The 25243-nt window shown below is 37.4% G+C and carries 22 protein-coding genes; all 22 read left to right on the plus strand.

Going from position 1 to position 25243, the window contains the following annotated elements:
* Positions 1-49 precede the first annotated feature (49 nt).
* Complete coding sequence (gene hpf / locus LF20184_RS03770; protein WP_010020547.1) at positions 50-598, plus strand: ribosome hibernation-promoting factor, HPF/YfiA family; 549 nt, start codon at positions 50-52, stop codon at positions 596-598.
* A 208-nt stretch (positions 599-806) separates the two neighbouring features.
* Positions 807-3167 carry a preprotein translocase subunit SecA gene (gene secA, locus LF20184_RS03775; protein ID WP_010020546.1) on the plus strand — a complete coding sequence of 787 codons (2361 nt, stop codon included), beginning with the start codon at positions 807-809 and terminating at the stop codon, positions 3165-3167.
* A gap of 39 nt (positions 3168-3206) precedes the next feature.
* Positions 3207-4317, plus strand: a protein-coding gene (prfB, locus tag LF20184_RS03780; RefSeq protein ID WP_235699482.1) for a peptide chain release factor 2 whose coding sequence is annotated in 2 segments (ribosomal slippage) — positions 3207-3278 and positions 3280-4317 — 1110 coding nt in all. Because the reading frame shifts where the segments join, the coding sequence is not laid out codon by codon here.
* A 2-nt stretch (positions 4318-4319) separates the two neighbouring features.
* The gene (locus tag LF20184_RS03785; RefSeq protein WP_010020543.1) at positions 4320-4985 is read left to right on the plus strand and encodes a response regulator transcription factor; all 666 of its coding nucleotides are present in this window, start codon (positions 4320-4322) and stop codon (positions 4983-4985) included.
* 4 nt (positions 4986-4989) lie between these two features.
* A complete protein-coding gene (locus LF20184_RS03790; protein ID WP_010020542.1) occupies positions 4990-6639 on the plus strand; it encodes a sensor histidine kinase in 1650 nt (549 codons plus the stop codon).
* Positions 6640-6737: 98 nt separating this feature from the next.
* The gene (locus LF20184_RS03795; protein ID WP_010020541.1) at positions 6738-7613 is read left to right on the plus strand and encodes a phosphate ABC transporter substrate-binding protein PstS family protein; all 876 of its coding nucleotides are present in this window, start codon (positions 6738-6740) and stop codon (positions 7611-7613) included.
* A 1-nt stretch (position 7614) separates the two neighbouring features.
* On the plus strand, positions 7615-8535 hold the full coding sequence (gene pstC, locus LF20184_RS03800; protein ID WP_010020539.1) for a phosphate ABC transporter permease subunit PstC: 921 nt from the start codon (positions 7615-7617) through the stop codon (positions 8533-8535).
* Positions 8535-9422, plus strand: coding sequence for a phosphate ABC transporter permease PstA (pstA, locus tag LF20184_RS03805; protein ID WP_010020538.1), 888 nt, complete (start codon positions 8535-8537; stop codon positions 9420-9422). Before pstC ends, pstA begins: the two co-directional genes overlap by 1 nt.
* Positions 9423-9425: 3 nt before the next feature.
* The gene (pstB, locus tag LF20184_RS03810) at positions 9426-10232 is read left to right on the plus strand and encodes a phosphate ABC transporter ATP-binding protein PstB (protein ID WP_010020536.1); all 807 of its coding nucleotides are present in this window, start codon (positions 9426-9428) and stop codon (positions 10230-10232) included.
* Between the two features lie 11 nt (positions 10233-10243).
* Positions 10244-11002, plus strand: coding sequence for a phosphate ABC transporter ATP-binding protein PstB (gene pstB, locus LF20184_RS03815; protein WP_010020535.1), 759 nt, complete (start codon positions 10244-10246; stop codon positions 11000-11002).
* Between the two features lie 12 nt (positions 11003-11014).
* On the plus strand, positions 11015-11686 hold the full coding sequence (gene phoU, locus LF20184_RS03820; protein WP_010020534.1) for a phosphate signaling complex protein PhoU: 672 nt from the start codon (positions 11015-11017) through the stop codon (positions 11684-11686).
* A 42-nt stretch (positions 11687-11728) separates the two neighbouring features.
* Positions 11729-11980, plus strand: a complete 252-nt coding sequence (locus tag LF20184_RS03825; protein ID WP_056945183.1) for a PspC domain-containing protein — start codon at positions 11729-11731, stop codon at positions 11978-11980.
* Between the two features lie 29 nt (positions 11981-12009).
* The gene (locus LF20184_RS03830; protein ID WP_010020531.1) at positions 12010-12375 is read left to right on the plus strand and encodes a phage holin family protein; all 366 of its coding nucleotides are present in this window, start codon (positions 12010-12012) and stop codon (positions 12373-12375) included.
* 66 nt (positions 12376-12441) lie between these two features.
* On the plus strand, positions 12442-13401 hold the full coding sequence (hprK, locus tag LF20184_RS03835) for an HPr(Ser) kinase/phosphatase (RefSeq protein WP_010020530.1): 960 nt from the start codon (positions 12442-12444) through the stop codon (positions 13399-13401).
* Positions 13401-14216 carry a prolipoprotein diacylglyceryl transferase gene (lgt, locus tag LF20184_RS03840; protein WP_010020528.1) on the plus strand — a complete coding sequence of 272 codons (816 nt, stop codon included), beginning with the start codon at positions 13401-13403 and terminating at the stop codon, positions 14214-14216. The genes hprK and lgt overlap by 1 nt, the downstream gene beginning before the upstream one ends.
* Positions 14217-14281: 65 nt before the next feature.
* The gene (trxB, locus tag LF20184_RS03845) at positions 14282-15223 is read left to right on the plus strand and encodes a thioredoxin-disulfide reductase (protein ID WP_010020527.1); all 942 of its coding nucleotides are present in this window, start codon (positions 14282-14284) and stop codon (positions 15221-15223) included.
* A gap of 185 nt (positions 15224-15408) precedes the next feature.
* Entirely contained in the window at positions 15409-15663 is a 255-nt protein-coding gene (locus LF20184_RS03850) for a helix-turn-helix domain-containing protein (protein ID WP_010020526.1), read from the plus strand.
* A gap of 132 nt (positions 15664-15795) precedes the next feature.
* Positions 15796-17514 carry a phospho-sugar mutase gene (locus LF20184_RS03855; RefSeq protein WP_010020525.1) on the plus strand — a complete coding sequence of 573 codons (1719 nt, stop codon included), beginning with the start codon at positions 15796-15798 and terminating at the stop codon, positions 17512-17514.
* 127 nt (positions 17515-17641) lie between these two features.
* Positions 17642-18934 (plus strand): alkaline phosphatase family protein, encoded by a 1293-nt coding sequence (locus tag LF20184_RS03860; RefSeq protein WP_010020523.1) that lies wholly within the window; start codon positions 17642-17644, stop codon positions 18932-18934.
* Positions 18935-18948: 14 nt separating this feature from the next.
* Entirely contained in the window at positions 18949-20190 is a 1242-nt protein-coding gene (locus LF20184_RS03865) for an MFS transporter (protein ID WP_056945184.1), read from the plus strand.
* A 125-nt stretch (positions 20191-20315) separates the two neighbouring features.
* On the plus strand, positions 20316-22322 hold the full coding sequence (uvrB, locus tag LF20184_RS03870; protein WP_010020520.1) for an excinuclease ABC subunit UvrB: 2007 nt from the start codon (positions 20316-20318) through the stop codon (positions 22320-22322).
* A gap of 5 nt (positions 22323-22327) precedes the next feature.
* The gene (gene uvrA / locus LF20184_RS03875) at positions 22328-25177 is read left to right on the plus strand and encodes an excinuclease ABC subunit UvrA (RefSeq protein ID WP_010020518.1); all 2850 of its coding nucleotides are present in this window, start codon (positions 22328-22330) and stop codon (positions 25175-25177) included.
* The last annotated feature ends 66 nt before the right edge of the window (positions 25178-25243 follow it).

Here is a 25243-nt window from a genome sequence, read left to right on the forward strand (position 1 = left end):
AGATGTAAGGACACTCTTTAATTTCCTATCGTCGGAAGGAGAGATTATTATGTTAACTATTAATGTACGTGGTGAAAATATCGAAGTAACTTCATCAATTCGCGAATATGTCGAAAAAAGACTTTCCAAAATGGAAAAATACTTTAGTGATGGAAGCAACCCAATTGCTCATGTAAACTTGAAAACATACCCTTCAAAAGGTACAAAGGTTGAAGTAACAATTCCACTACCATACATCACATTGAGAGCTGAGGAAGTAAATGATGATTTGTATGCCGGAATCGATTTAGTTGTCGACAAGCTAGAAAGACAAGTAAAGAAATTCAAGACACGTGTAAATCGCAAGAGTCGCGAGGGCGGCAGTTTGAAGGATCTTCCTTTAGATGACATTACACCAAAGGATACAGAAGAGGACAAATCACAAATTGTTAGAACAAAGCGTTTATCATTGAAACCAATGGATGCTGAAGAAGCTGTTCTACAAATGGAAATGTTAGGCCATGAATTCTTTATCTTTGAGGATTCAGAAACAAATGGGGCAAGCATCGTTTATAAACGTAACGATGGTAAATATGGTCTAATTGAAACTAACGAATAAAAATAATTTTTAAGCTGAGGTGAATTGACATCTCGGCTTTTTTGTTGCCTTCAGTTGAATTGTAAAGCTTTCTTAACACAAAAAGGTCCATAAATGGTGTATCATTGTAATCCTGAAAAGTCTGTTTAATTGATATTAAGTTTAAAAGTTTAAAAATTAATGCTACTATTAAGAGTATGTTTATAACACTTAGGAGAGATATATTAATATGGCAAATCCACTAAGAAAATGGGTCGAAAGTGATAAAAGAGAAGTCAAACGTATGGGCAAGATTGCCGATAAGATTGAAAGCTACGCTGATGAATACAGCAAGCTATCAGATGACGATCTAAAAGCTAAGACTCCACAATTCAAAGAAAGACTAGCTAAAGGTGAAACACTAGATGATATTTTACCTGAAGCTTTTGCTACTGCCCGTGAAGGTGCTAAAAGAGTTTTAGGACTCTATCCATTTAGAGTTCAATTGATTGGTGGTATTACTTTGCATGAAGGTAATATTGCTGAAATGAAAACTGGTGAAGGTAAAACTTTGACAGCTACATTGCCTGTATACTTGAATGCCCTTGAAGGTAAAGGTGTACACGTTGTTACAGTTAACGAATACTTGTCTGGCCGTGATGCTAAGCAAATGGGTGAATTGTACAATTGGCTAGGTTTAACAGTTGGTTTAAACATCAACAGTATGAGTTCTGAAGAAAAACGTGATGCCTATAACTGTGACATTACTTATTCAACTAACAGTGAACTTGGTTTTGATTATTTGCGTGACAACATGGTTGTTTACAAAGAACAAATGGTTCAAAGACCACTTCACTATGCTATCGTCGATGAAGTTGATTCAATCTTAATTGATGAGGCAAGAACTCCTTTGATCATTTCTGGTGCGGCTGAAAAATCAACTGCAATGTACGTTCGTGCTGACCGTTTTGCCAAAACTCTTGAAAAAGATGATTACAAGATCGACTGGCCTACTAAATCAATCAGTTTGACAGAAACAGGAATTAGAAAAGCTGAAGATTACTTCGGTCTTGATAATCTTTATGATATTGATAACACCGTTTTGAATCACCATTTGGATCAAGCTTTGCGTGCTAATTACATTATGAGTTTGAACATCGACTATGTGGTTCAAGAAGGCGAAGTAAAAATCGTTGATCAATTTACTGGTCGTGTAATGGATGGTCGTCGTTATTCTGATGGACTACACCAAGCTATTGAAGCTAAAGAAGGCGTAGAGATCCAAGATGAAACTAAGACTATGGCCAACATCACTTACCAAAACTTCTTCCGTATGTACGACAAATTAGCTGGTATGACTGGTACTGCTAAGACTGAAGCAGAAGAATTTAGAGAAATCTATAACATGGAAGTTATTTCAATTCCTACTAACAAACCAGTTATCCGTGACGATAAAGAAGATGTCTTATATCCAACATTGAAGAGTAAGTTTGCGGCAGTTGTTCGTGAAATCAAAGCTCGTCATGCCAAAGGTCAACCACTACTAGTTGGTACTGTTGCGGTTGAATCTTCAGAATACCTATCTAAGTTATTGGATAAAGAAGGTATTCCACATGCTGTCTTGAATGCGAAGAACCACGCCAAAGAAGCTGAAATCGTTATGAACGCTGGTCAACGTGGTGCCGTTACGATTGCTACTAATATGGCTGGTCGTGGTACTGATATCAAACTTGGACCTGGCGTTAGAGAACTAGGTGGTCTATGTGTTATTGGTACTGAACGTCACGAATCACGTCGTATCGATAATCAGTTGCGTGGACGTTCTGGTCGTCAAGGTGATCCTGGTGTAACACAATTCTACATGTCACTAGAAGATGACTTGATGAAGCGTTTCGGTTCTGATCGAATCAAGCGTGTTCTAAAGGCTTTGAAGATTGAAGATGACGATGCTGTTATCCAAAGTAAGATGATGACTCGTCAAGTTGAATCTGCTCAAAAACGTGTTGAAGGTAATAACTACGATACACGTAAGAATACTCTTCAATATGATGATGTTATGCGTGAACAACGTGAAGTTATCTATAAAGAGCGTATGGAAGTTATCAACGAAGACAAAGATCTTGATCGAGTATTGCTTCCTATGATTGAAAGAACTATCAAGGCACAAGTTGATGTTCATACTCAAGGAAAAGAAGAAGATTGGGAACTAGAAGCTATCGCTGATTTTGCCAAAGCCGCTTTAGTTAGCGACAAGGAAATGAGTGTAGTTGATTTACAACTTAAGAAACCTGAAGAAATCGTTAAGTATTTGATGGACTTTGTTCACAAGAATTACGAACAAAAGAAGCAACAACTTGGTGATCCTTCACAAATGCTAGAATTTGAAAAAGTTGTTATACTTAGAGTTGTTGATGAACATTGGACTGATCATATCGATGCCATGGATCAACTACGTCAATCAATTGGTCTACGTGGTTATGGACAATTGAATCCTCTGGTTGAGTATCAAGAAGAAGGATATCGTATGTTTGAAGAAATGGTTTCAGATATTGAATATGATGTTACAAGACTATTCATGAAGGCCGAAATCAGACAAAATATGGAAAGATAAAAGCGGGCCAAATGGCCGGCTTTTTTTATAGGTGACGTTATGGAATTTGGTGAAATTAAAAATAAAATTTCCGAGATGGAAGACAAAATAAAGCAGTTCAGGGGGTCTCTTTGACTTAGAGAACCTTGAAGAAAGCATTGCTGATAATGAGCATCAGATGACTGAGAATGGTTTTTGGGATGATCATGAGAAAGCTCAAAAATTAATTGATGAAACTAATTCTCTAAAAGATAAGTTCGATAATTTTAAAGAATTAAGCGAAGGTTTGGAAAATCTGCAAGTTTTGGCCGAACTTTATCAAGAAGACCCAGAAGACGATTTGATGCAACAATTAGAAGACGATTCGTCTAAATTGGCCGAAAAGTTGCGTTCTTATGAGTTAATGATGTTATTAGCTGAACCGTACGATTCTCACAATGCAATCTTAGAAATTCATCCTGGTGCTGGTGGAACCGAATCACAAGATTGGGGTTCAATGCTTTTGAGAATGTATCAAAGATGGGCCGAGCAACACCATTTCTCTGTTGAAATTGAAGACTATCAGCCGGGTGATGAAGCTGGAATCAAGAGTGTTTCTATGATGATCCGTGGAAAGAATGCCTATGGCTTATTGCGTTCTGAACGAGGAGTTCATCGATTAGTTAGAATATCTCCGTTCGATTCTGCTGGTCGTCGGCACACTTCTTTTGCATCAGTTGACGTAATGCCTGAATTGGATGATAGTATTCACGTTGATATTAATGATGATGACTTACGAGTAGATGTATTTAGATCCTCTGGTGCTGGTGGTCAACATATCAATAAGACTTCTTCAGCGGTTAGAATTACTCATTTGCCAACCGGAATCGTCGTCAGTTCACAAGCTCAACGTTCGCAATTGCAAAATAGAGAAACAGCTATGAACATGTTGAAAGCTAAGTTGTTCCAAAGAGAAGAGGAAGAACGTGCTAAGAAACATGCTGAGATTCAAGGTGAACAACTAGATATTGGTTGGGGTTCACAAATTCGTTCTTATGTATTTCATCCATATACTATGGTCAAAGATCATCGCTCAAATTACTCCACTAGCAATGGTCAAGGCGTTATGGATGGTGATTTAGATCCATTTATTTATGCTTATCTCCAATGGAAATTACAAGGAGCCAAATAAAAATGAAGAAAAAAATCTTAGTTGTCGATGATGAACCTTCGATTTTAGAGTTGATCGAATATAACTTGGAAAGTAACGATTATCAAGTATCCACTGCAAAAGACGGTCAAGAAGCCTTTGACAAAGTGAATGAGCAAACTTTTGATTTGATGCTATTAGACCAAATGCTGCCCAAAATGAGTGGAATTGAAGTTTTGAAAAAAATGCGTAAATCCGGTAATCTAACGCCAGTTATTTTTTTAACAGCTGTAGATTCAGAAGATAACAAGATTGAAGGGTTAGTCAGTGGTGCAGATGATTACGTCACTAAACCCTTTAGCATTAAGGAATTATTAGCTCGAATCGAAGTAGTTTTGCGTCGAACTTCAGGAGAGCAGAAGAGTAAAACCTTTGAATTGAATACTGATGTCAAAGGACTTATTTTAGATGGCAAGGAAATCTCGCTAACTAAAAAAGAATACGAACTATTGGAGTTTTTGATTAGAAACAAAGGTATTGTCGTTTCTCGAGAACAAATTTTCGATAATGTCTGGGGTATTAACTCTAATTCACAAATGAGAATGGTCGATATTCAAATTAGCCACCTTCGTGATAAAATTGAACAGGATACAAAGAACCCACAAATAATAAAGACCGTGCATGGATTCGGTTATATTTTAGAGGTATGACAATATGAAGAAAAGAATTGGACCAATAGTTGCCATTTTGATTTCTGTTGCAATATTTTTGATTTTGGTTACTTTCTCCGACAGTATTTTGGCGGATTCTCAAAACAATATGTTTACAGAAGAAACCATCTCCTATAAAGAACTCAAGAAAAACCACGAACCCGCAGATGCAGCGAGAATTGCCGGTTTGAATTATGTCGATGCTAGTCAAGAGAATACGACGATGCAAAAAAAGGCTTATGACATGTACCACAACGGTCGTACGACACCAGGTAAGAATTACGTTACGGATAAGACTTTTTCCACTAGAACGATGTATTTCATGTCGAGTTCAAGCCGTCACATTGTAGCTAAGACGTACAATCGTTTTTGGAGTCAAAGTCCAATGACTTTTGTGATTGTTACGTTGATGTATTTCTTGATCACTGACTCAGTAATTTTGTTCTATTACCGCAAACGTCAACAATTGAGTGCCGATATTCAAAATGTGACTGAGAATTTACGTCGAGTTAGAAAAGATAAGGAAATGTCTTCTTTGATTTTGTCGCCAACTGATGAATTGTACAGCTTGGTTGAACAAACTAATAAGATCAGTATGGATATCAATGAATTGCGTGATGATGTAAGACTTCGTGAGAGACGTTTTCGTGGTTTAGTAGGACATTTGCCAATTGGGGTCATGCTGTTGAATTCCCAAGGGGATGTCTTATTGCACAATCAAGCGATGTCTAGCTTATTGGACGAGAATATTTCTAATGAGATTCATCCATTCATTGAAGATGTAAAGACTTATAGCTTGAGTCGAATGATTGAACATACATTGAAGAAAAATAAGAATCACCATCGTGAAATTCAATTAGTTGGTAATTCGCAAAAATTCGTCGATGCCAATGTTATTCGTTTGGTTCACTCACGAGAAGACTACGAACAACAAGTCCTAGTTATCTTGTACGATTTAACACAGAGTCGTCAGATAGAACGCATGCAAGTGGATTTCGTTAACAATGTCAGTCATGAATTGAAGACACCAGTAACTTCAATTGAAGGCTTCTCAGAGACACTGCTCAACGGTGCTAAAGATGATCCTAAGAAGTTAGAGCATTTCTTGGAAATCATTCACAGCGAAAGCGTTCGTTTGTCAGATTTGATTCAAGATATCTTGTCGTTGTCTAAGGTCAAACGTGACACCCAAAAAGCTGATACGATCAATTTGCATGACGATATCGATAGAATTTTAGATTGTCAGTCAATTGCTATTAAGAAACACAATTTAACCGTTAAACAACAATACTTCGGCAACCCTGAAGTAACTATCAATAAAGAAAAAATCAACCTCATCTTCCGTAACTTGATCAAGAACGCTATTTCTTACAATAAAGAAAATGGGGAGATTGATTTGGAAGTTCACCACGATGAAATTGAAAATCGCATCAAATTCGTGATCAAAGATACCGGAATTGGAATCTCCGAAGAAGATCAAGGTAGAATTTTTGAGAGATTTTACCGAGTTGATCGTTCCAGAAGTCTGGAAACCGGTGGAACTGGGTTAGGATTGGCTATCGTTAAAGAGACCCTTGATACATTGGACGGAGATATCAGAATCGAGTCTAATAAGGGATTAGGGACAACGTTTACAGTCGATGTACCACTTTAATAAAATTGCTGCAACAAAATATTTTATTTTGTTACAGCTTTTTTTTATACAAAAAATATACAATTGTGTATTATTCTAGTCGGATAGAGGTGAGAACATTGAAAAAGAGACTTGTTGCATTATTTGCAATTATGATTCCAATTATTTTTGTTTTGAGTGGTTGCAAAGGCACTTCAAGCCAAGAGACTATTACAGCAGTTGGTTCTTCAGCTGCTCAACCGTTAGTGGAACTAGCGGGGGAAGAATTTTCAAAGAGTAACCCCAATAGATACGTTAACGTCCAAGGTGGAGGAACCGGTACAGGACTCAGCCAGATTCAACAAGGTGCCGTAAATATCGGTAATTCTGATCTGTATGCAGAACAGAAAAAAGGTATTGATGCTAGCAAACTTGTTGATCATCGTATAGCTGCAGTTGGAATGATTCCAATCGTTAATAAAGACGTCAAAGTTAAGTCACTGACGATCAAGCAATTACGTGAGATTTTCTCTGGTGAAATAACTAACTGGAAACAAGTTGGTGGTCAAGATTTGAAGATTACGATTATCAACCGTGCTGACGGTAGTGGGACTAGAGCTGCCTTCGAAAGTGACGTTATGAATGGTGCACCATTTGTCCGCTCACAAGAACAAGATTCCAGCGGGATGGTTCGTCAAATCGTCAACAATACGGCTGGTTCAATCAGTTATTTGGCTATGCCTTATTTAAACGATGCGGTTAAGACTGTCAATATCAATGGCATTGCGCCGACGATTAAAAATATTGAAAACAATAAGTGGAAGATTTGGTCATACGAGCATTTGTATACGAATGGTCAACCAACTGCTATGACTAAAGAGTTTCTTGAGTTCATTATGACAGATGAAATTCAAAATAAAGTTGTTAAGAAAATGAACTATGTTCCAATTAATGAAATGAAGTATCAAAAGGATTATAAGGGCAATGTTACGCCCGTTTCAAAGGGGGTAAAGTAATTTGAAAGATCCAATCAAAGAAAGCTTAACGAAAAAGTCTGTTTCCGCTAAACGTGAAACACGCGGTAAGATTATATCTTTCAGTTTTACTGCCGTTATTGTCTTATTAGTGGTTACAATTATTGGTTTTATCGCATCACGTGGGGTTTTGATCTTTATTAAAGACGGCGTGAATCCAATTGATTTTCTAACTCATTCTGTTTGGGCTCCAAATAAGCTCGATAGTGCTGGACATCCAATTGTAGGAGCTGCACCGATGATTGTCGGATCATTTGCAGTAACCTTGATTGCGGCTCTAATCGGTACGCCGTTTGCGATTGCGGCTGCTTTGTTTATGACAGAAATTTCGCCTAAATGGGGGCGCAAAATTTTACAACCTGTGATTGAATTATTAGTAGGTATCCCTTCAGTTGTTTATGGATTTATCGGTTTGACGATTGTGGTACCTTTTGTAAGAAAAATTGCTGGTGGTAGTGGTTTTGGTATCTTAGCTGGATCATTTGTTCTATTCGTTATGATCTTGCCAACGATTACTTCGATGTCAGTCGATGCATTAAGAGCAGTTCCAAGATATTATCGAGAAGCTTCTTTAGCTTTAGGGGCTACTAGATGGCAAACGATTCATAAGGTTATTTTACGAGCTGCTACTCCAGGATTATTGACGGCCGTTGTCTTTGGTATGGCAAGAGCCTTTGGTGAAGCTTTAGCTGTTCAAATGGTTATCGGTAATGCCATGCTATTGCCACAAAATTTAGTATCTCCATCATCGACTTTGACTAGTGTCTTGACGATGAATATGGGTAACACCATTATGGGATCAACGCCAAACAATGCGCTTTGGTCATTAGCTTTACTATTGTTGTTGATGTCTCTATTCTTCAACTTCATCATCAGATCGATTGCTAAGCGAGGTGAATTCTAGTGTTTAATGAGAAAAACAAAGACAAGATTGCTACAGGTGTCATTTATGCGATGTCAGGCATTATTGTCTTAATCTTGCTAGGTTTATTGATCTATATCTTAGGTAGTGGTTTGAGATATGTTAACTGGCATTTCTTAACCTCTGGCTCAAAAGCTTTCCAAGCTGGTAGTGGTGTCGGGATTCAATTATTCAACTCGTTTTTCCTATTGATTTTATCAATGTTGATTTCAATTCCAATTTCAATTTGTGCCGGAATTTATTTGTCTGAATATGCCGGAAAAAACAAATTCGTGGAATTGATTCGAGTTTCAATTGAAGTCTTGAGTTCTCTACCATCAATTGTCGTTGGTTTGTTTGGATTCTTGATTTTTGTAATTAGTTTCAAGTTTGGATTTTCAATCCTTTCTGGTGCCTTGACATTGACTGTCTTTAACTTGCCAATCTTGACGAGAAATGTGGAAGATTCCTTGAAATCCGTTCCTCAATCTCAACGAGAAGCCGGTCTTGCTTTAGGACTGTCAAAGTGGGAAACCGTGATTCACGTTATTATCCCTGATGGACTTCCCGGAATTATTACTGGGATGATCATCGGTGCCGGAAGAGTCTTCGGTGAAGCTGCGGCCTTGATTTATACTGCTGGTCAATCTGCTCCACCACTAGACTTTACTAATTTCAATATTTTCAGTATCACTAGTCCATTGAATTTGATGAGACCAGCGGAAACTTTAGCCGTGCACATTTGGAAAGTAAACTCCGAAGGTTTGATTCCTGATGCTGTGCAAGTTTCTGCCGGAGCTTCAGCAGTGTTGATTATTGCTGTCTTGATCTTTAATCTTCTATCTAGATATATTGGCAATTTAGTTTATAAAAAGATGACGGGTGAGTAGAATATGACTGAACAAAATGAACAACAATACATCCTTCATTTAGACGAGGATAAACATGAAATCGCCATGAAGACTAAGGATCTACAAGTTTTTTATGGCGAGAAAGAGGCTATGCATAAGGCATCGCTTCAGTTTGAAAGATACAAGATCACATCTTTGATTGGTGCTTCAGGTTCTGGTAAATCGACTTATTTAAGATCTTTGAACCGAATGAATGACGAAGTGCCAAGTGCTAGTGTTAAAGGTCAGATCATGTATCGTGGTTTGGATATTAATAAGGACAATGTCGATATTTACGAAGTTAGAAAACACATCGGAATGGTTTTCCAACGTCCCAATCCGTTTTCTAAATCGATTTATGACAACATTACCTTTGCGTTAAAACGTCATGGATTGCATGACAAAGAAAAGTTAGATGAAATCGTTGAGACAACTTTGAAACAAGCCTCTTTATGGGACCAAGTCAAAGATGATCTTAACAAAAGTGCATTAGCACTCTCTGGGGGTCAACAACAAAGACTTTGTATTGCTAGAGCCATTGCGATGAAACCGGATATTTTATTGATGGATGAACCCGCAAGTGCGCTAGATCCAATATCAACGTCGAATGTTGAGGAAACAATGTTGAGCTTGAAAGATAAATTTACCATCATTATCGTCACGCACAACATGCAGCAAGCAGCTAGAATCAGCGATTACACAGCATTTTTCCACATGGGACATGCTGTCGAATTTAATGAAACTAGAAAAATCTTTACGCGTCCTAAGATTAAGACGACTGAAGACTATGTTTCTGGACACTTTGGATAGGAGCACTCATATTGACAGAAAAAATTTTAACATCATCTGATGTACATTTATTTTATGGTAAAAAAGAAGCCTTAAAAGGCATTAATCTAGACTTCAACAAAAATGAAATCACAGCTTTGATTGGACCTTCTGGATGTGGTAAATCGACTTATCTTAGATGTCTTAACCGAATGAACGATTTGATTCCTGATGTAACTATTACAGGGACTATTAGTTTGAACGGTAAGAATATTTATGCACCAAATATCGATACGGTTGAATTGCGTAAACAAGTTGGAATGGTTTTTCAACAACCAAATCCATTTCCTTTTTCAATATATGATAATGTAGTATATGGACTAAGACTTGCGGGCGTGAAGGACAAAGCTGTTTTGGATGAAGCTGTTGAGACTAGTTTGCAAAGTGCTGCCGTTTGGGATGACGTCAAAGATAAATTGCATCAAAGTGCTTTGTCATTATCCGGTGGTCAGCAACAGAGAGTATGTATTGCTAGAGTTTTAGCAGTGAAACCTGATATCATCTTATTAGACGAACCAACTTCAGCTTTGGATCCAATTTCTTCATCCAAGGTTGAGGATACTATGCTTCGCTTACGTGAGGATTACACAATTATTACCGTTACACACAATATGCAACAGGCATCAAGAATATCAGATCAGACCGCTTTCTTCCTAAATGGGGAATTAATTGAGGCGGATAAAACTAGAAATATTTTCTTAAATCCGAAAGAAAAACAGACGGAGGATTATATTTCTGGAAAATTCGGTTAGGAGAAAAGAAAAATGCGTACTACTTTTGAAGAACAATTAAATAATCTACATTTACGGTTCTCAGAGATGGGTATGATGGCGAGTGAAGCCATTATGAAATCCGTTAAAGCATATATAGATCATGACAAGGCTTTGGCAAAAGATGTAATTCAACATGACCATGTGATCAACAAACGTGAAATGGATCTGGAAAAAGAATCTTTTGAAATGATTGCTCTGCAACAACCTGTGACATCCGATTTGAGAATGATTGTGACAGTATTAAAGGCAAGTTCTGATTTAGAGCGAATGGGTGACCATGCTGTAAGTATTGCGCAAGAAACAATTCGGGTTAAAGGTGAGACCAGAATTCCAGAAATCGAAAAAGTTATTGCTGAAATGGGCGATATGGCAACTTCTATCGTTGAAGATTCACTTGAAGCTTATCTAAAAAGAGATAGCAAGATGGCTGAAGAAGTTGCTCATCGCGATATTGAGATTGACGCTAAGAGTACTATGATCAACGAATTGTGTATCAAAGATATGCAAAAGACGGTTGAAAATGTTTTGAGTGGCTCATCATACATGTTAGTAGCCAGTTATTTGGAACGTGTCGGTGACTATGCAACTAATATTTGTGAGTGGGTAGTTTACTTGAACACTGGACATGTGGTAGAACTGAATCGGAAGCATATTGCTGAATAAGCGTATGTTTAATATTTTTGGAACGAGTTGAGGTGATATTTTATGAAGAATAGAATCACGAGATCTAGTACAAATCGAATGCTTGCAGGTGTTTGCGGCGGATTAGGTGAGTACTTTGGAATCGACTCGACTTGGATTCGCCTTTTGTTTATTTTTTTAACACCGCTGACATATTTTTTGACGATTTTAGTTTATGTAGTTTGCGTCTTCTCATTTCCAGAGACTCGCAATATTCAGGAAACTGACTTTAAAAAGAAATATCGTCGGCCTAAGGCTCCCAAAAAATATTATTGATTTAAATACTAATTAAATGAGGGTATGCAATGAAGTTATTAATCAGACTGGTAATCCAAACGTTGCTATTTTTAGCAATTGCGCGGATTTTACCGGGAATGTTTCAAATTGATAGTTTAGGAACGGCTATTTTAGCAAGTTTGGTGTTAGTAATTCTTAATGGAACTATTAAGCCGCTGTTGCACATTATTTCATTGCCGATCACTTTTATTACTTTCGGATTATTTTCGTTTGTGATTAATGCTATTACTTTGGAACTGACGTCTGCTTTAGTAGGATCAGCAAGTTTTCATTTTAATGGTTTCGGTTCGGCATTAGTCGTCGCAGTTATTTTAGCAATTTGTTATTCTATTATTAATAATTACACGAGAGATAATTTTCAAAGACGCGTCTAGAACGCGTTTTTTTTGTGCCATTTAATGATAAACTTAGAGTAAAACATGAGTTAGTGAGGCTGGGTTATGACAAATTTTGTGACTGTATCGCAATTAGTAGAAGATAATGAATTAAAAGTTTATAGCGGAGAAGAACTCCTTAAAGATAAAAAAGTTATTACTAGTGATATTTCCCGTCCAGGAATTGAGTTAACGGGCTATTTTGATTACTATCCTAGTGAACGTATTCAATTATTTGGACAAACTGAATCAGCTTATTCACGTTCAATGACAAGCAACAATCGTTACAAGGTCATGTTGGAATTGTGTCGTGAAGATACGCCAGCATTGCTTATTTCTAGAAACATCCAACCTAGTAAGGAAATCTTGCAAGCGGCTAAAGAACACAACGTACCAGTAATTGGTTCGACTTTACCTACAACAAGACTTTCTAGTATGATTACGGAGTACCTCGATGAGAAATTAGCACCTAGAGAGTCAATTCATGGTGTTTTGGTCGATGTTTATGGTATTGGAATCCTTTTGACTGGACATTCTGGAATTGGTAAAAGTGAAACGGCTTTGGAATTAGTTAAGAGAGGTCACCGTTTGATTGCTGATGATCGTGTTGATGTTTATCAACGTGATGAAAAAACTATCGTTGGTGAAGCTCCTAAGATTTTGAATCACTTGCTAGAAATTCGTGGTATCGGAATTATCGACGTGATGAATCTCTTCGGTGCCGGTGCTGTTCGTTCTAAGAGTGAAATTCAATTGATCATCAACTTGGAAAATTGGTCAGCTGATAAGAATTACGATCGAATCGGAACTTTGGAAGACAAACGAACTTTCTTTGACGTTGATGTTCCTCAAATTACTGTGCCGGTTAAAGTTGGTCGTAATATTTCTATCATCATTGAAGTTGCAGCGATGAACTATCGTGCTAAGAAGATGGGCTACGATGCTACTAAGAAATTCGAGGATAACTTAGGCTTGTTGATCAAAGAAAATGAAGCCAAAACAAAAAATGATGGAGAAGGTAAGTAATGAGTTTTAACCTATTAGCATTAAATCCAATTGCATTTAATCTGGGGGGATTACAAGTACATTGGTATGGAATCATCATTGCCTTAGGCGCTTTAGTAGGTGTCATTATGGCGATGCGTGAGGCCAAGAGACGTCATCTCGATCCGGATAATATTTTGGATTTAGTCTTGTATGGGGTACCGATTGCCTTAGTTGGTGCTCGTTTGTATTATGTGATTTTTGAATTGCCATTTTATCTGGCTAATCCAAGTGAAATTATTAAGATCTGGCACGGGGGAATTGCCATTTATGGTGGTTTAATTGCAGCTTTTATTGTGCTATTAGTCTTGTGTAAAAAGAGAAATATTTCTCCTTGGTTGATGTTAGATATTGCAGCACCATCAGTCTTATTGGGCCAAATCGTTGGTCGTTGGGGTAACTTCATGAATCAAGAAGCCTTTGGAGCTAAAACGACTTTGGACTTTTTGCAATCACTACATTTGCCACATTTTATTATTGAACAAATGTATATCAATGGAGCCTATCGCCAACCGACATTTTTATATGAATCAGTTGGAAACTTGATAGGTTTAGTTTTAATTTTAGTCTTGAGAAACAGAAAGCACCTCTTTAAGCGTGGAGAAGTATTTTTAGCTTATTTAATTTGGTATCCAGCAGTTAGATTCTTTGTCGAAGGGATGCGGACTGATAGTTTGTACATCCTTCCTGGAGTTAGAGTTTCACAAGTCTTATCGTTAGTTTTATTCATTGTTGCAATTGGTTTGTTCATTTATCGACGCAAGCAGCAAAAGCAACCTTGGTATAATGAATTGTGAGCAACTTAATTGCCAAGTTGAAAATTAATGGTAATATTTGTTGAGTAATAGGAGGTAATTCGACGATGAAAACATATGATGTAGTAGTTATTGGTGCGGGACCTGGTGGTTTAACAGCTGCTTTATACGCTTCACGTGCTAATTTGTCAGTAATGATTCTTGATCGTGGTATTTATGGTGGTCAAATGAATAACACCGCCGCAATCGAAAATTATCCTGGCTTTGATTCAATTTTAGGACCAGACCTAAGTGAAAAGATGTATCAATCATCAACTCAATTTGGAGCTGACTTTGGTTATGGTGCCGTTGAATCAGTTGAAGATAAAGGAAATGTTAAAATCATCCATACAGATGATGGCGATTATGAAACAAAGGCTTTGATTATCGCTACTGGTTCACAATATAAGAAGATTGGCGTACCTGGGGAAGAAGAATTATCAGGTCGTGGAGTTTCTTACTGTGCTGTCTGTGATGGTGCATTCTTCAAAGGACAAGACGTTGCCGTTATCGGTGGTGGCGATTCTGCCGTTGAAGAAGGTATCTATTTGACACAATTAGCTAAATCCGTAACAATTATTCACCGTCGTGATCAATTACGTGCCCAAAAGATTTTGCAAGACCGTGCATTTAAGAACGATAAGATCAAGTTCGTTTGGAATGCTGACGTCAAGGAAATCACAAGTGAAGACGACAAGGTTTCTGGCGTACGTTACGTTGACAAGAAGACTGGTGAGGAACACGTTGTTCCAGCTAAGGGTGCCTTTATCTATGTTGGAATCAAACCAATGACTGAACCATTCAAGGGCTTAGGTGTACTTGATGAAGATGGTTGGATCGATACTAATGAACACATGGAAACAAAGGTTCCTGGAATCTTTGCTGTAGGTGACGTTAGAAAGAAAGACTTGCGTCAAGTTGCTATCGCTGTTGGTGAAGGTGGTATTGCCGGACAACAAGCTTACAACTATATTCAAGAACTTTCTGATAGTGAAGTTTCAGCTAAGTAATCATTCTATAAAAATAATTGAGGGTTATGTAAAAGAGAATTGTTCTCTTTTACATAACCCTTTTTATTATCTGGGACTGTAACGATTGGTTAATATTTGAAAAATAAATTTTCTAAAAGTGGTTCCATTTTGTACATGTTTAAACATATAGTATAATGTATATAAAAAGATAGGAAGTGATTCTTATGCGTGAAGTAGTAAATAATAATATGGATCGTTTGATGAATGAATCCGGTTTTAATATTGCAAAAAACTTAAAAATCCTTAGAAGAGAAAAAAATGTTACTCAAAAGGAAGTTGCTCAACATTTAAATATTGATGTTACAACCTTATCTCACTACGAAACTGGTATTAGAATGCCGGATATCGATACTTTGATTGCTTTAGCTAGATACTATAATACGGATATCAACAGAATCATCAGTAGTGAAACTTACTAATTTGTAAATTTGAAACACAATTTTAAGTCTCTTTTAAATTTTTATTGTTAAAGTTGTGTAAATCAAATTTTAATAGTACTTTAGGATTGCTATAATAGCTGTAGGTACTTACAAATTAGGAGGACGAATTTAATGTCTTGGCAAGATAATATGCAACAATGGCTCGACTATAAAGATTTAGATCCAGATATGAAACAACAGCTCAATGAGATGAAAGATGACTCAAAAGTAGCTGAAGAAGCTTTCTATGAACCTATGGAGTTCGGTACAGCAGGTATGCGTGGTTTGATTGGACCTGGTATCAACCGCATGAATATTTATACGGTTCGTCAAGCTACCGAAGGACTAGCATCATTTATGGACACTTTGGACGAAAAAGTGAAGGCTCAAGGTGTAGCAATTAGTTATGATTCTCGTTACTATTCACAAGATTTTGCTTACGAATCAGCTAAAGTTTTGGGTGTTCACGGAATCCACAGTTACGTCTTTGATAGTTTGAGACCAACACCGGAATTATCTTTTGCCGTAAGAAGCTTGCACACTTATGCAGGAATTATGATTACAGCAAGCCACAATCCTAAGCAATACAATGGTTTCAAAATTTATGGTCCAGATGGGGGACAAATGCCTCCAGCTGAATCTGACAATATTACTAGTTTTGCTCGTAAAGCTAGCGACCTCTTTAGCATCAAAGTTATGTCAGTGCCTCAATTGCGTGCTGACAAGTTGTTGACTTTGATTGGTGAAGACGTCGACTTGAACTATATGAAAAACCTTGAAACAGTAATCGTAAATCCTAAATTGATCGAAGATATTGGCGATAAGATGAAATTTGTCTATTCACCACTTCACGGAACAGGTAAGATGATTGCTCCAAGAATCTTCCAAAAATTAGGCTTTAAGAATTTCAATATGGTAACAGAACAAGCCATCCTTGATCCAGAGTTTGCGACAACACCATTCCCTAATCCGGAATTTGCTCAAACTTTTGATTTGGCTATCGAACGTGGTAAAAAGATTGGTGCTAATATTTTAATTGCCACTGATCCTGATGCTGATCGTTTAGGTGCCGCAGTAAGACAACCGGATGGTTCTTATAAATTAATGACTGGTAATCAAATTGCTTCAGTTCTTTTGAACTACCTTTTGATGGCTAAGAAGGATTTGAAAGATTTACCAGCTAATGGAGCAGTAGTTAAGTCAATCGTATCTTCAGAATTGGCAACAGCAATTGCTAATAAATATGATGTTAAGATGTTTGATGTTTTGACAGGATTCAAATATATTGCTGAAACAATCGAACAATTTGAAAAAACTAATAGTCATGAATTCCTCTTTGGTTTTGAAGAAAGTTACGGTTATCTAGTTAAACCTTTCGTTCGTGATAAAGACGCTATGCAATCAACTTTGTTACTAGCTGAAGCAGCCGCTTATTACGAATCAGAAGGTAAGACAATTTATGATGCTCTAGAAGACCTTTATAAAGAATTTGGTTATTATCGTGAAAAGACAATTTCTAAGACTTTTGAAGGAATTTCTGGAAAAGACAAGATGGCTCAAATTATGAAGACACTTCGTGAAGAAGGAATTGAGTCAATCAATGGCGTTAAAGTAGTTGAATCAATCGATTACTTAAACAACACTGATGTTACAGCTGAAGGCACTAAAGAAACTGGTCTACCAAAGGCTAACGTTTTGAAATATGTCCTAGCTGATGACACTTGGGTTGCCGCTAGACCATCAGGAACTGAACCTAAGATGAAGTTCTACATTGGCGTTAAGAGTGACACTGAAGACGGTGCTGCTAAGAAACTAGCCGAATTTGCTAAAGAAATCGAAGGCTGGGAATAAAAAATTAGACCTTATTAGGAAGTAAATAATCCTAGTAAGGTTTTTTTTTGTCATTTTTCCCACGTTACAGCGACTAGCTAATTGCGCTATAATATTTTCATGTACTTTGTGAAAAGGGGAAATTAAATTGTCTACAAATCAACATTTAGTAATTATTTCGTTAGATTCATTGGGTTTTAACGATATTAATGAACATCAATCAGAACTTCCAACATTGAACAAATTAGTTAATGGAGGAACTTGGGTCAAAGAAGTCAGTGGAATTTATCCGACTTTGACTTATCCTTCGCATACAACTATCATCACTGGTCAATATCCGAATGTTCATGGAATCGTTAATAACACCAAGATTCAAACGACACGTCGTTCCCCAGACTGGTACTGGTATCAAAAAGACGTTCAGGTACCAACGCTTTACGATTTAGCTCATAAAAATAAGATGAAAACAGCAGCTTTTTTGTGGCCGGTAACTGCTGGTAGTAAGATCACTTACAATTTAGCAGAAATTTTTCCTAACCGAATTTGGACGAATCAAGTTTTAGTATCTTTGAAAGCTAGTTCTCCTTTGTTTATTTTGGAAATGAATAAAAAATACGGTAAATTGAGAAACGGTATCAAACAACCGCAATTAGATGAATTTATTACTGCTTGTGCGGTCGATACAATCAAGAATAAGAAGCCTAATTTGACCTTATTGCATCTCGTCGATATGGATAGTATGCGTCATCGTTATGGCGTTCGTTCTGGTGAGGCAATGGCAGCTTTGCGTCGTCTTGATAAGCATGTTAAACAAGTGATCGATGCTACAAAAGAGGCCGGAACTTTTGAAGATACTAACTTTGTTATCTTAGGCGATCATTACCAAATTAACGTCGACAAAATGATTCATTTGAATACTTTATTTGCCAAGCGTGGTTGGTTGACTGGCAAACCAGATCAGACAATTCGTAAAGACTGGTCAGTTTTGGCGAAAACTTGTGATGGCAGTACTTATATTTATACGAAAGACTTCAGTCAGATTCAACGCTTACGTGAAGTTATTTCTGGAGTGGAAGGTGTCGAAAGAGTTTATTCAAATGAAGAAGCTATCGCTCGCGGTGCCGACCCTAAATGTACATTAATGGTTGAAGCCAAAGCTGGCTATTATTTCACTGATGAAGGTAGTCGTTCAAATGTCGTGGAAAGAGTCATGCCTGAAATGATGGGTCATCCTGATCGTTATCAAGGGGTACACGGTTATGATCCAAATAAACCGGGTTACAAGACGACAATTATTTTTAATGGACCAATGGTTAAAGAGAATCAAACAATTGACGGTGCTAAGTTAGTCGATGAAGCACCAACTTTTGCTAAATTATTGGGATTGAAATTCCCTGAACCACTAGCAGGTAGTACTATTGAGGGTATTTTTAAAGATTAGAATTGAGGGAATTTATGAGATTCAATAAAAAACAGTGGAGCTGGATTTTTTATGACTGGGCTAATTCAGGCTATGGGATTATTGTTACCACAGCAGTTTTGCCAGTTTATTTTAAATCAGTTGCTCAAAATTCAGGAGTATCGCAAGCTAATGCGACAGCTTTTTGGGGTTATGCCAATAGTTTTGGAACTTTGATCGTTTCAATTTTGGCTCCCGTCTTAGGTGCATTGGCCGATTATCCACATCATAAAAAGAAATTATTAACTGGCTTTTCATTTTTAGGGATTTTAATGACATTTGGATTGGCATTATTGCCACCTAATCAATGGCAACTATTGTTGGCTGTGTATATCCTGTCGATAATTGGTTATTCAGCGGGAAATTTGTTTTACGATAGTTTTTTGACCGATGTGGCTGATAACTCAAGAATGGATTCATTATCGTCAAATGGGTACGCTTATGGATATTTAGGTGGAGTTTTAGCTTTTCTATTATTCCTCGTACTGCAATTGACAAGTGGTTTTGGGATGCTGTCTAGTTACGGTGTAGCTCGTTGGAGTTTCTTCTTGGCGGCAGTCTGGTGGTTGATATTCTTCGTTCCATTATTGAAAAATGTTCAACAAGTTTATTCATTGCCAGAAAATCCTCATCCAATTACTTCGAGTTTTAAACGTGTTTGGGAAACAGTGACTCATTTACGTAAATACAAAGCAGCTGCTTGGTTCTTAGTAGCATATTTCTTCTACATCGATGGAGTTGATACGATTTTTACGATGGCAACTTCGATTGGAATGGATATGGGAATCACTACGACGACTTTGATGCTAGTTTTGTTAGTTGTTCAATTAGTCGCTTTTCCATTCTCCATTTTGTATGGTTGGATAGCTAACCATTTCTCAGCTCGAAAAGGAATTTTATTAGCAATTATTTTGTATTTTGGAATTTGTCTATATGCTTTGAAGCTAGAAACAGCAAAGGATTTTTGGATTTTGGCTGTTCTAGTAGGAACTAGTCAGGGTGGTATCCAGGCTTTGAGTAGATCTTATTTTGGTAAATTGATTCCGAAGGATTCCGGTAGCGAGTTCTTTGGCTTTTATAATATTTTGGGTAAATTTTCAGCTGTTTTAGGACCAGTCTTAGTTGGTATCGTGACGCAAATCACTGGTAAATCAACGATTGGAGCCGCTTCATTGAGTGTCTTGTTCCTAGTTGGTTTGGTGATTTTTATGATGTTGCCACGACTGACAAAGGAATAAGTAAATCTATGGCGAAAATATGTTCGCTATGGTACTATAGAGCCAGCGAAATATGCCTGACATTAATTACATCTAATTCATGTGCGAGTTAGATGTATTTTTTAGCTTAAAGGGGGACTGACGGCGTGATAGATAGAGTTACTGATAATAAGTTTGATTTGGTTTCTAAGTACTCTCCAGCCGGAGATCAAGGCCAAGCAATTGATACTATCACTAAAGACTTTAAAAAAGGTGATAAGGAAGTCATTTTGGAAGGTGCCACTGGTACTGGTAAGACTTTCACAATGGCTAACGTTATTAAAAATCTCAATAAACCAACGTTAATTATTTCTCATAATAAGACTTTAGCAGGTCAACTTTATGGCGAAATGAAGGAATTTTTCCCACACAATGCAGTGGAATATTTCGTCAGTTATTATGATTACTATCAACCCGAAGCTTATGTACCATCAAGTGATACATATATCGAAAAGGATTCTAGTATCAACGATGAAATTGATAAACTGCGTCATTCGGCTACTAGTTCATTACTAGAGCGTAATGATGTGATCGTAGTTGCATCAGTATCTTGTATTTTTGGATTAGGTGATCCTAGAGAATACGCGGATAGTATTATTTCTTTGCGAGTAGGTCAAGAGATAGCTCGAGATGAATTGCTAGAAGAATTGGTCGAGAATCAATTTGAAAGAAATGACATCGACTTTCAACGTGGTAGATTTCGGGTACGTGGAGATGTTGTGGATATCTTCCCAGCTTCACGTGACGATAATGCTATTCGTGTGGAATTTTTTGGTGATGAAATTGATCGAATTATCGAAATGGATGCACTGACAGGTGAAGTTAAAGGGCAAATGGATCATATTGGAATTTTCCCTGCAACTCACTTCATGATCAGTGATTCCAAGATGGAAGAAGCTCTCAAACGCATCAAAGATGAAATGGATCAACAAGTAGCTAAATTTACTGAAGAAGGTAAATTGCTCGAAGCTCAACGTATCAAGCAAAGAACAGAATACGATATCGAAATGATGCGTGAAATGGGTTATACATCCGGAATCGAAAATTATTCACGTCACATGGAAGGTCGTGCTGAAGGTGAACCTCCATTTACATTGCTAGATTTCTTCCCCAAAGACTTCAACATCATGATTGATGAATCACACGTTACCATGCCTCAAATCCGTGGGATGTACAATGGTGATCGTGCTAGAAAGCAACAACTAGTAGACTATGGTTTTCGTTTGCCTAGTGCTTTGGATAACCGTCCACTTAAACTAGAAGAATTCGAAAAACATGTTAATCGGATTCTTTATGTTTCAGCTACACCAGGTCCTTATGAATTGGAAAGAACCGATCATAAAGCTGAACAAATCATTCGGCCAACTGGTTTGTTGGATCCTAAGATTGAAGTCCGTCCAATTATGGGACAGATCGATGACTTAGTGGCGGAGATAAATGATCGTGTGGCTAAGCACGAAAGAGTCTTTGTAACAACTTTGACCAAGAAGATGGCTGAAGATCTGACCGATTACTTCAAGGATTTGGGTATTAAAGTCAGATACTTGCACAGTGATGTTAAGACTTTGGAAAGATCCAAGATCATTCGTGATTTACGTTTAGGAAAATTCGACGTCTTGATTGGTATCAACTTATTGCGTGAAGGTATTGATGTGCCAGAAGTTTCCTTGATTGCCATTCTTGATGCGGATAAGGAAGGTTTCTTGCGAGCTGAACGTTCACTAGTTCAGATTATTGGTCGTGCATCAAGAAATGAACACGGTAAAGTTATCATGTATGCTGATTCGATAACTGATTCTATGCGTGGAGCAATCGATGCTACAGCTCGTCGTCGTAAGTTACAAGAGAAATTCAACGAAGAGCATGGTATTACTCCAAAAACGATTGTTAAACCAATCAGGGATGCCATTTCAATGTTCCAGAAGGTCGACAATACTTCTTCAGAAACAGAGAAGATTGATGATGATATTGACTTTAAGGATATGAGTAAGAAAGAACAAGCTGAACTTCTTGCTAATCTAAAAGAACAAATGGAATCAGCTGCTAAGAAGCTCGACTTTGAAGCCGCAGCTAATTTACGTGACACGATTTTAGAGTTAAAGGCGGAAATGTAATTAATATGTTAAATGATAAAATTGTAATCCATGGTGCGCGTGCACATAATTTGAAGGATATCGATGTAACGATTCCTCGTGATAAATTAGTCGTTGTGACTGGTTTGTCTGGTTCAGGGAAGAGTTCATTAGCCTTTGATACTTTGTATGCTGAAGGTCAAAGACGTTACGTTGAGAGTCTTTCATCTTATGCACGACAATTTTTAGGTCAAATGGATAAGCCGGATGTTGATTCAATTGATGGTTTGAGTCCAGCTATTTCAATTGACCAAAAGACTACTTCCAAGAACCCTCGTTCAACTGTTGGGACTGTTACAGAAATTAACGATTACCTTCGTTTGTTGTGGGCTCGAGTTGGGACACCAATTTGTCCTAATGATGGGACCAAAATTACTAGTCAATCAGCTCAACAGATGGTTGATGCTATTTTAAAATTAGGCGATAAAACTAAACTGCAAATTTTATCACCGGTTGTTCGTTCAAAACGTGGACAACATAAAAAAGCCTTGAATCAAATTAAGAAACAAGGTTACGTTAGAGTTCAAGTAGATGGTGAAACTCGTGATATTGCAGAAGATATTGAATTAGATAAGAACAAAAAGCACAGTATCGATGTTGTCGTTGACCGTATCGTAATCAATGACCATATCAAATCACGTTTGTTTGATTCAGTTGAAGCTGCTTTGAGACTATCTGATGGCTATATGAACGTTGACGTAATCGGTTCAGACATGATGGTATTTTCTGAGAAGAATGCTTGTCCGTTGTGTGGTTTTACTGTTGGTGAATTAGAACCTCGTTTGTTTTCATTCAATGCTCCATTTGGTGCTTGTGATAACTGTGATGGTTTAGGAGTTAAGCTAGAAGTCGATTTGGATTTAGTTATTCCTGACCAAAGCAAGACTTTGAACGAGGGAGCCATTATTCCTTGGAATCCTATCAGTTCACAATATTATCCAGAAATGCTAGCTCAAGCATGTAAAGAATTCAAAATTGATATGGATACACCTTTTGAAGATTTGCCCGAAAAAGATCAAAATACTATTTTGTATGGTTCTGATGGCAAGACTTTCCACTTCCACTATGAAAATGATTTCGGTGGCGTACGTGATGTCGACGTAGAATTTGAAGGTGTCATTCCTAATATCAATCGTCGTTATCGTGAGACTAACAGTGACTTTACTCGTGAAGTTATGCGTAAGTACATGACTGAATTAACTTGTCCAGTTTGTCACGGTAAGAGATTGAATCGTCAAGCTTTGGCTGTCAAAATCGAAGGCAAGGATATCGCTGAAGTTTCTGATATGTCGATCAAGGATGAGCTTCCATTCTTTAAGACAGTCCAATTTGGTGAACAAAATACCGTTATTGCTAAGCCAATTTTAAAGGAAGTTAAAGATCGTCTCAGTTTCTTGATCAATGTTGGCTTGGAATATTTGACGCTTTCTCGTTCAGCTGGAACATTGTCCGGTGGTGAAGCACAAAGAATTCGTTTAGCCACACAAATCGGTTCAAACTTGTCTGGTGTCATGTATATTTTGGATGAACCTTCGATTGGGTTGCATCAACGTGATAACGACCGTTTGATCAGTTCATTGAAGAAGATGCGTGATCTCGGTAACACCTTGATTGTCGTTGAACACGATGAAGATACGATGCGTGCAGCTGATTACTTGATTGATGTCGGTCCCGGTGCCGGTGAAAATGGTGGTCAAATCGTAGCTGCTGGTACGCCAAAAGAAGTCGAGAAGAATCCTAAGTCTTTGACTGGTCAATACTTGGCAGGTAAGAAATTTATTCCAGTACCTTTGAAACGCCGTGATGGCAATGGTGAATTTGTTGAAGTCTATGGCGCTGCTGAAAATAATTTGAAGAATTTAAATGTTAAGTTTCCACTAGGTAAATTTACCGTTGTGACAGGAGTTTCTGGTTCTGGTAAATCTACTTTGGTTAATATGATATTGAAGCGTGCTTTGGCTCAGAAGATGAATCACAATTCCGAAAAACCTGGTAAATATAAGAAAATAACTGGTTATGAAAATCTTGAAAAAGTGATTGCTATCGATCAGAGTCCAATCGGTCGAACACCTAGAAGTAATCCGGCCACTTATACCGGCGTATTTGATGATATTCGTGGTTTGTTCGCGCAAACGAATGAAGCTAAGTTGCGTGGTTATAAGAAAGGCAGATTCTCTTTCAATATCAAAGGCGGTCGCTGTGAGAATTGTCGTGGTGACGGAATTATCAAGATTGAAATGAATTTCTTGCCTGATGTTTATGTACCTTGCGAAGTTTGTCATGGAACTCGTTACAATTCAGAAACTCTAGAAGTCACTTATAAGGGGAAGAACATTGCTCAAATTTTGGATATGAAAGTATCCGAAGCTTTGGACTTCTTCAGTAATATTCCTAAGATCAAACGTAAGCTCCAAACAATTGAAGATGTTGGTTTAGGTTATGTTTCACTAGGTCAATCAGCTACTCAATTGTCCGGTGGTGAAGCTCAAAGAATGAAATTGGCTTCAGAGCTTTACAAGAAGTCTAACGGGAAGAACTTCTACATTTTGGATGAACCTACAACTGGTTTGCACACGGATGATATCAAGCGTCTATTAGGAGTATTGCAACGGTTAGTAGATGAAGGGAATACCGTTTTGGTTATCGAACACAATTTGGATGTTGTGAAGTCAGCTGACTGGTTGATCGACCTTGGTCCTGATGGTGGTGAAGGTGGCGGTAAAATCGTTGCCCAAGGAACACCAGAGGATATTACCAAGGTCAAAGCTAGTTATACTGGTCAATATCTTAAACCAATTTTGGAACGTGATACTAAACGTACTAAAGATGCACAATAAATTTTTTCGATTTAAATGACTTTTGTGGAATTGAATTTTTAATTCTGCAAAGGTCTTTTTTAGTAA

Origin of the sequence: Companilactobacillus farciminis KCTC 3681 = DSM 20184 (assembly GCF_002706745.1) — a bacterium.
Lineage (GTDB): Bacteria > Bacillota > Bacilli > Lactobacillales > Lactobacillaceae > Companilactobacillus > Companilactobacillus farciminis.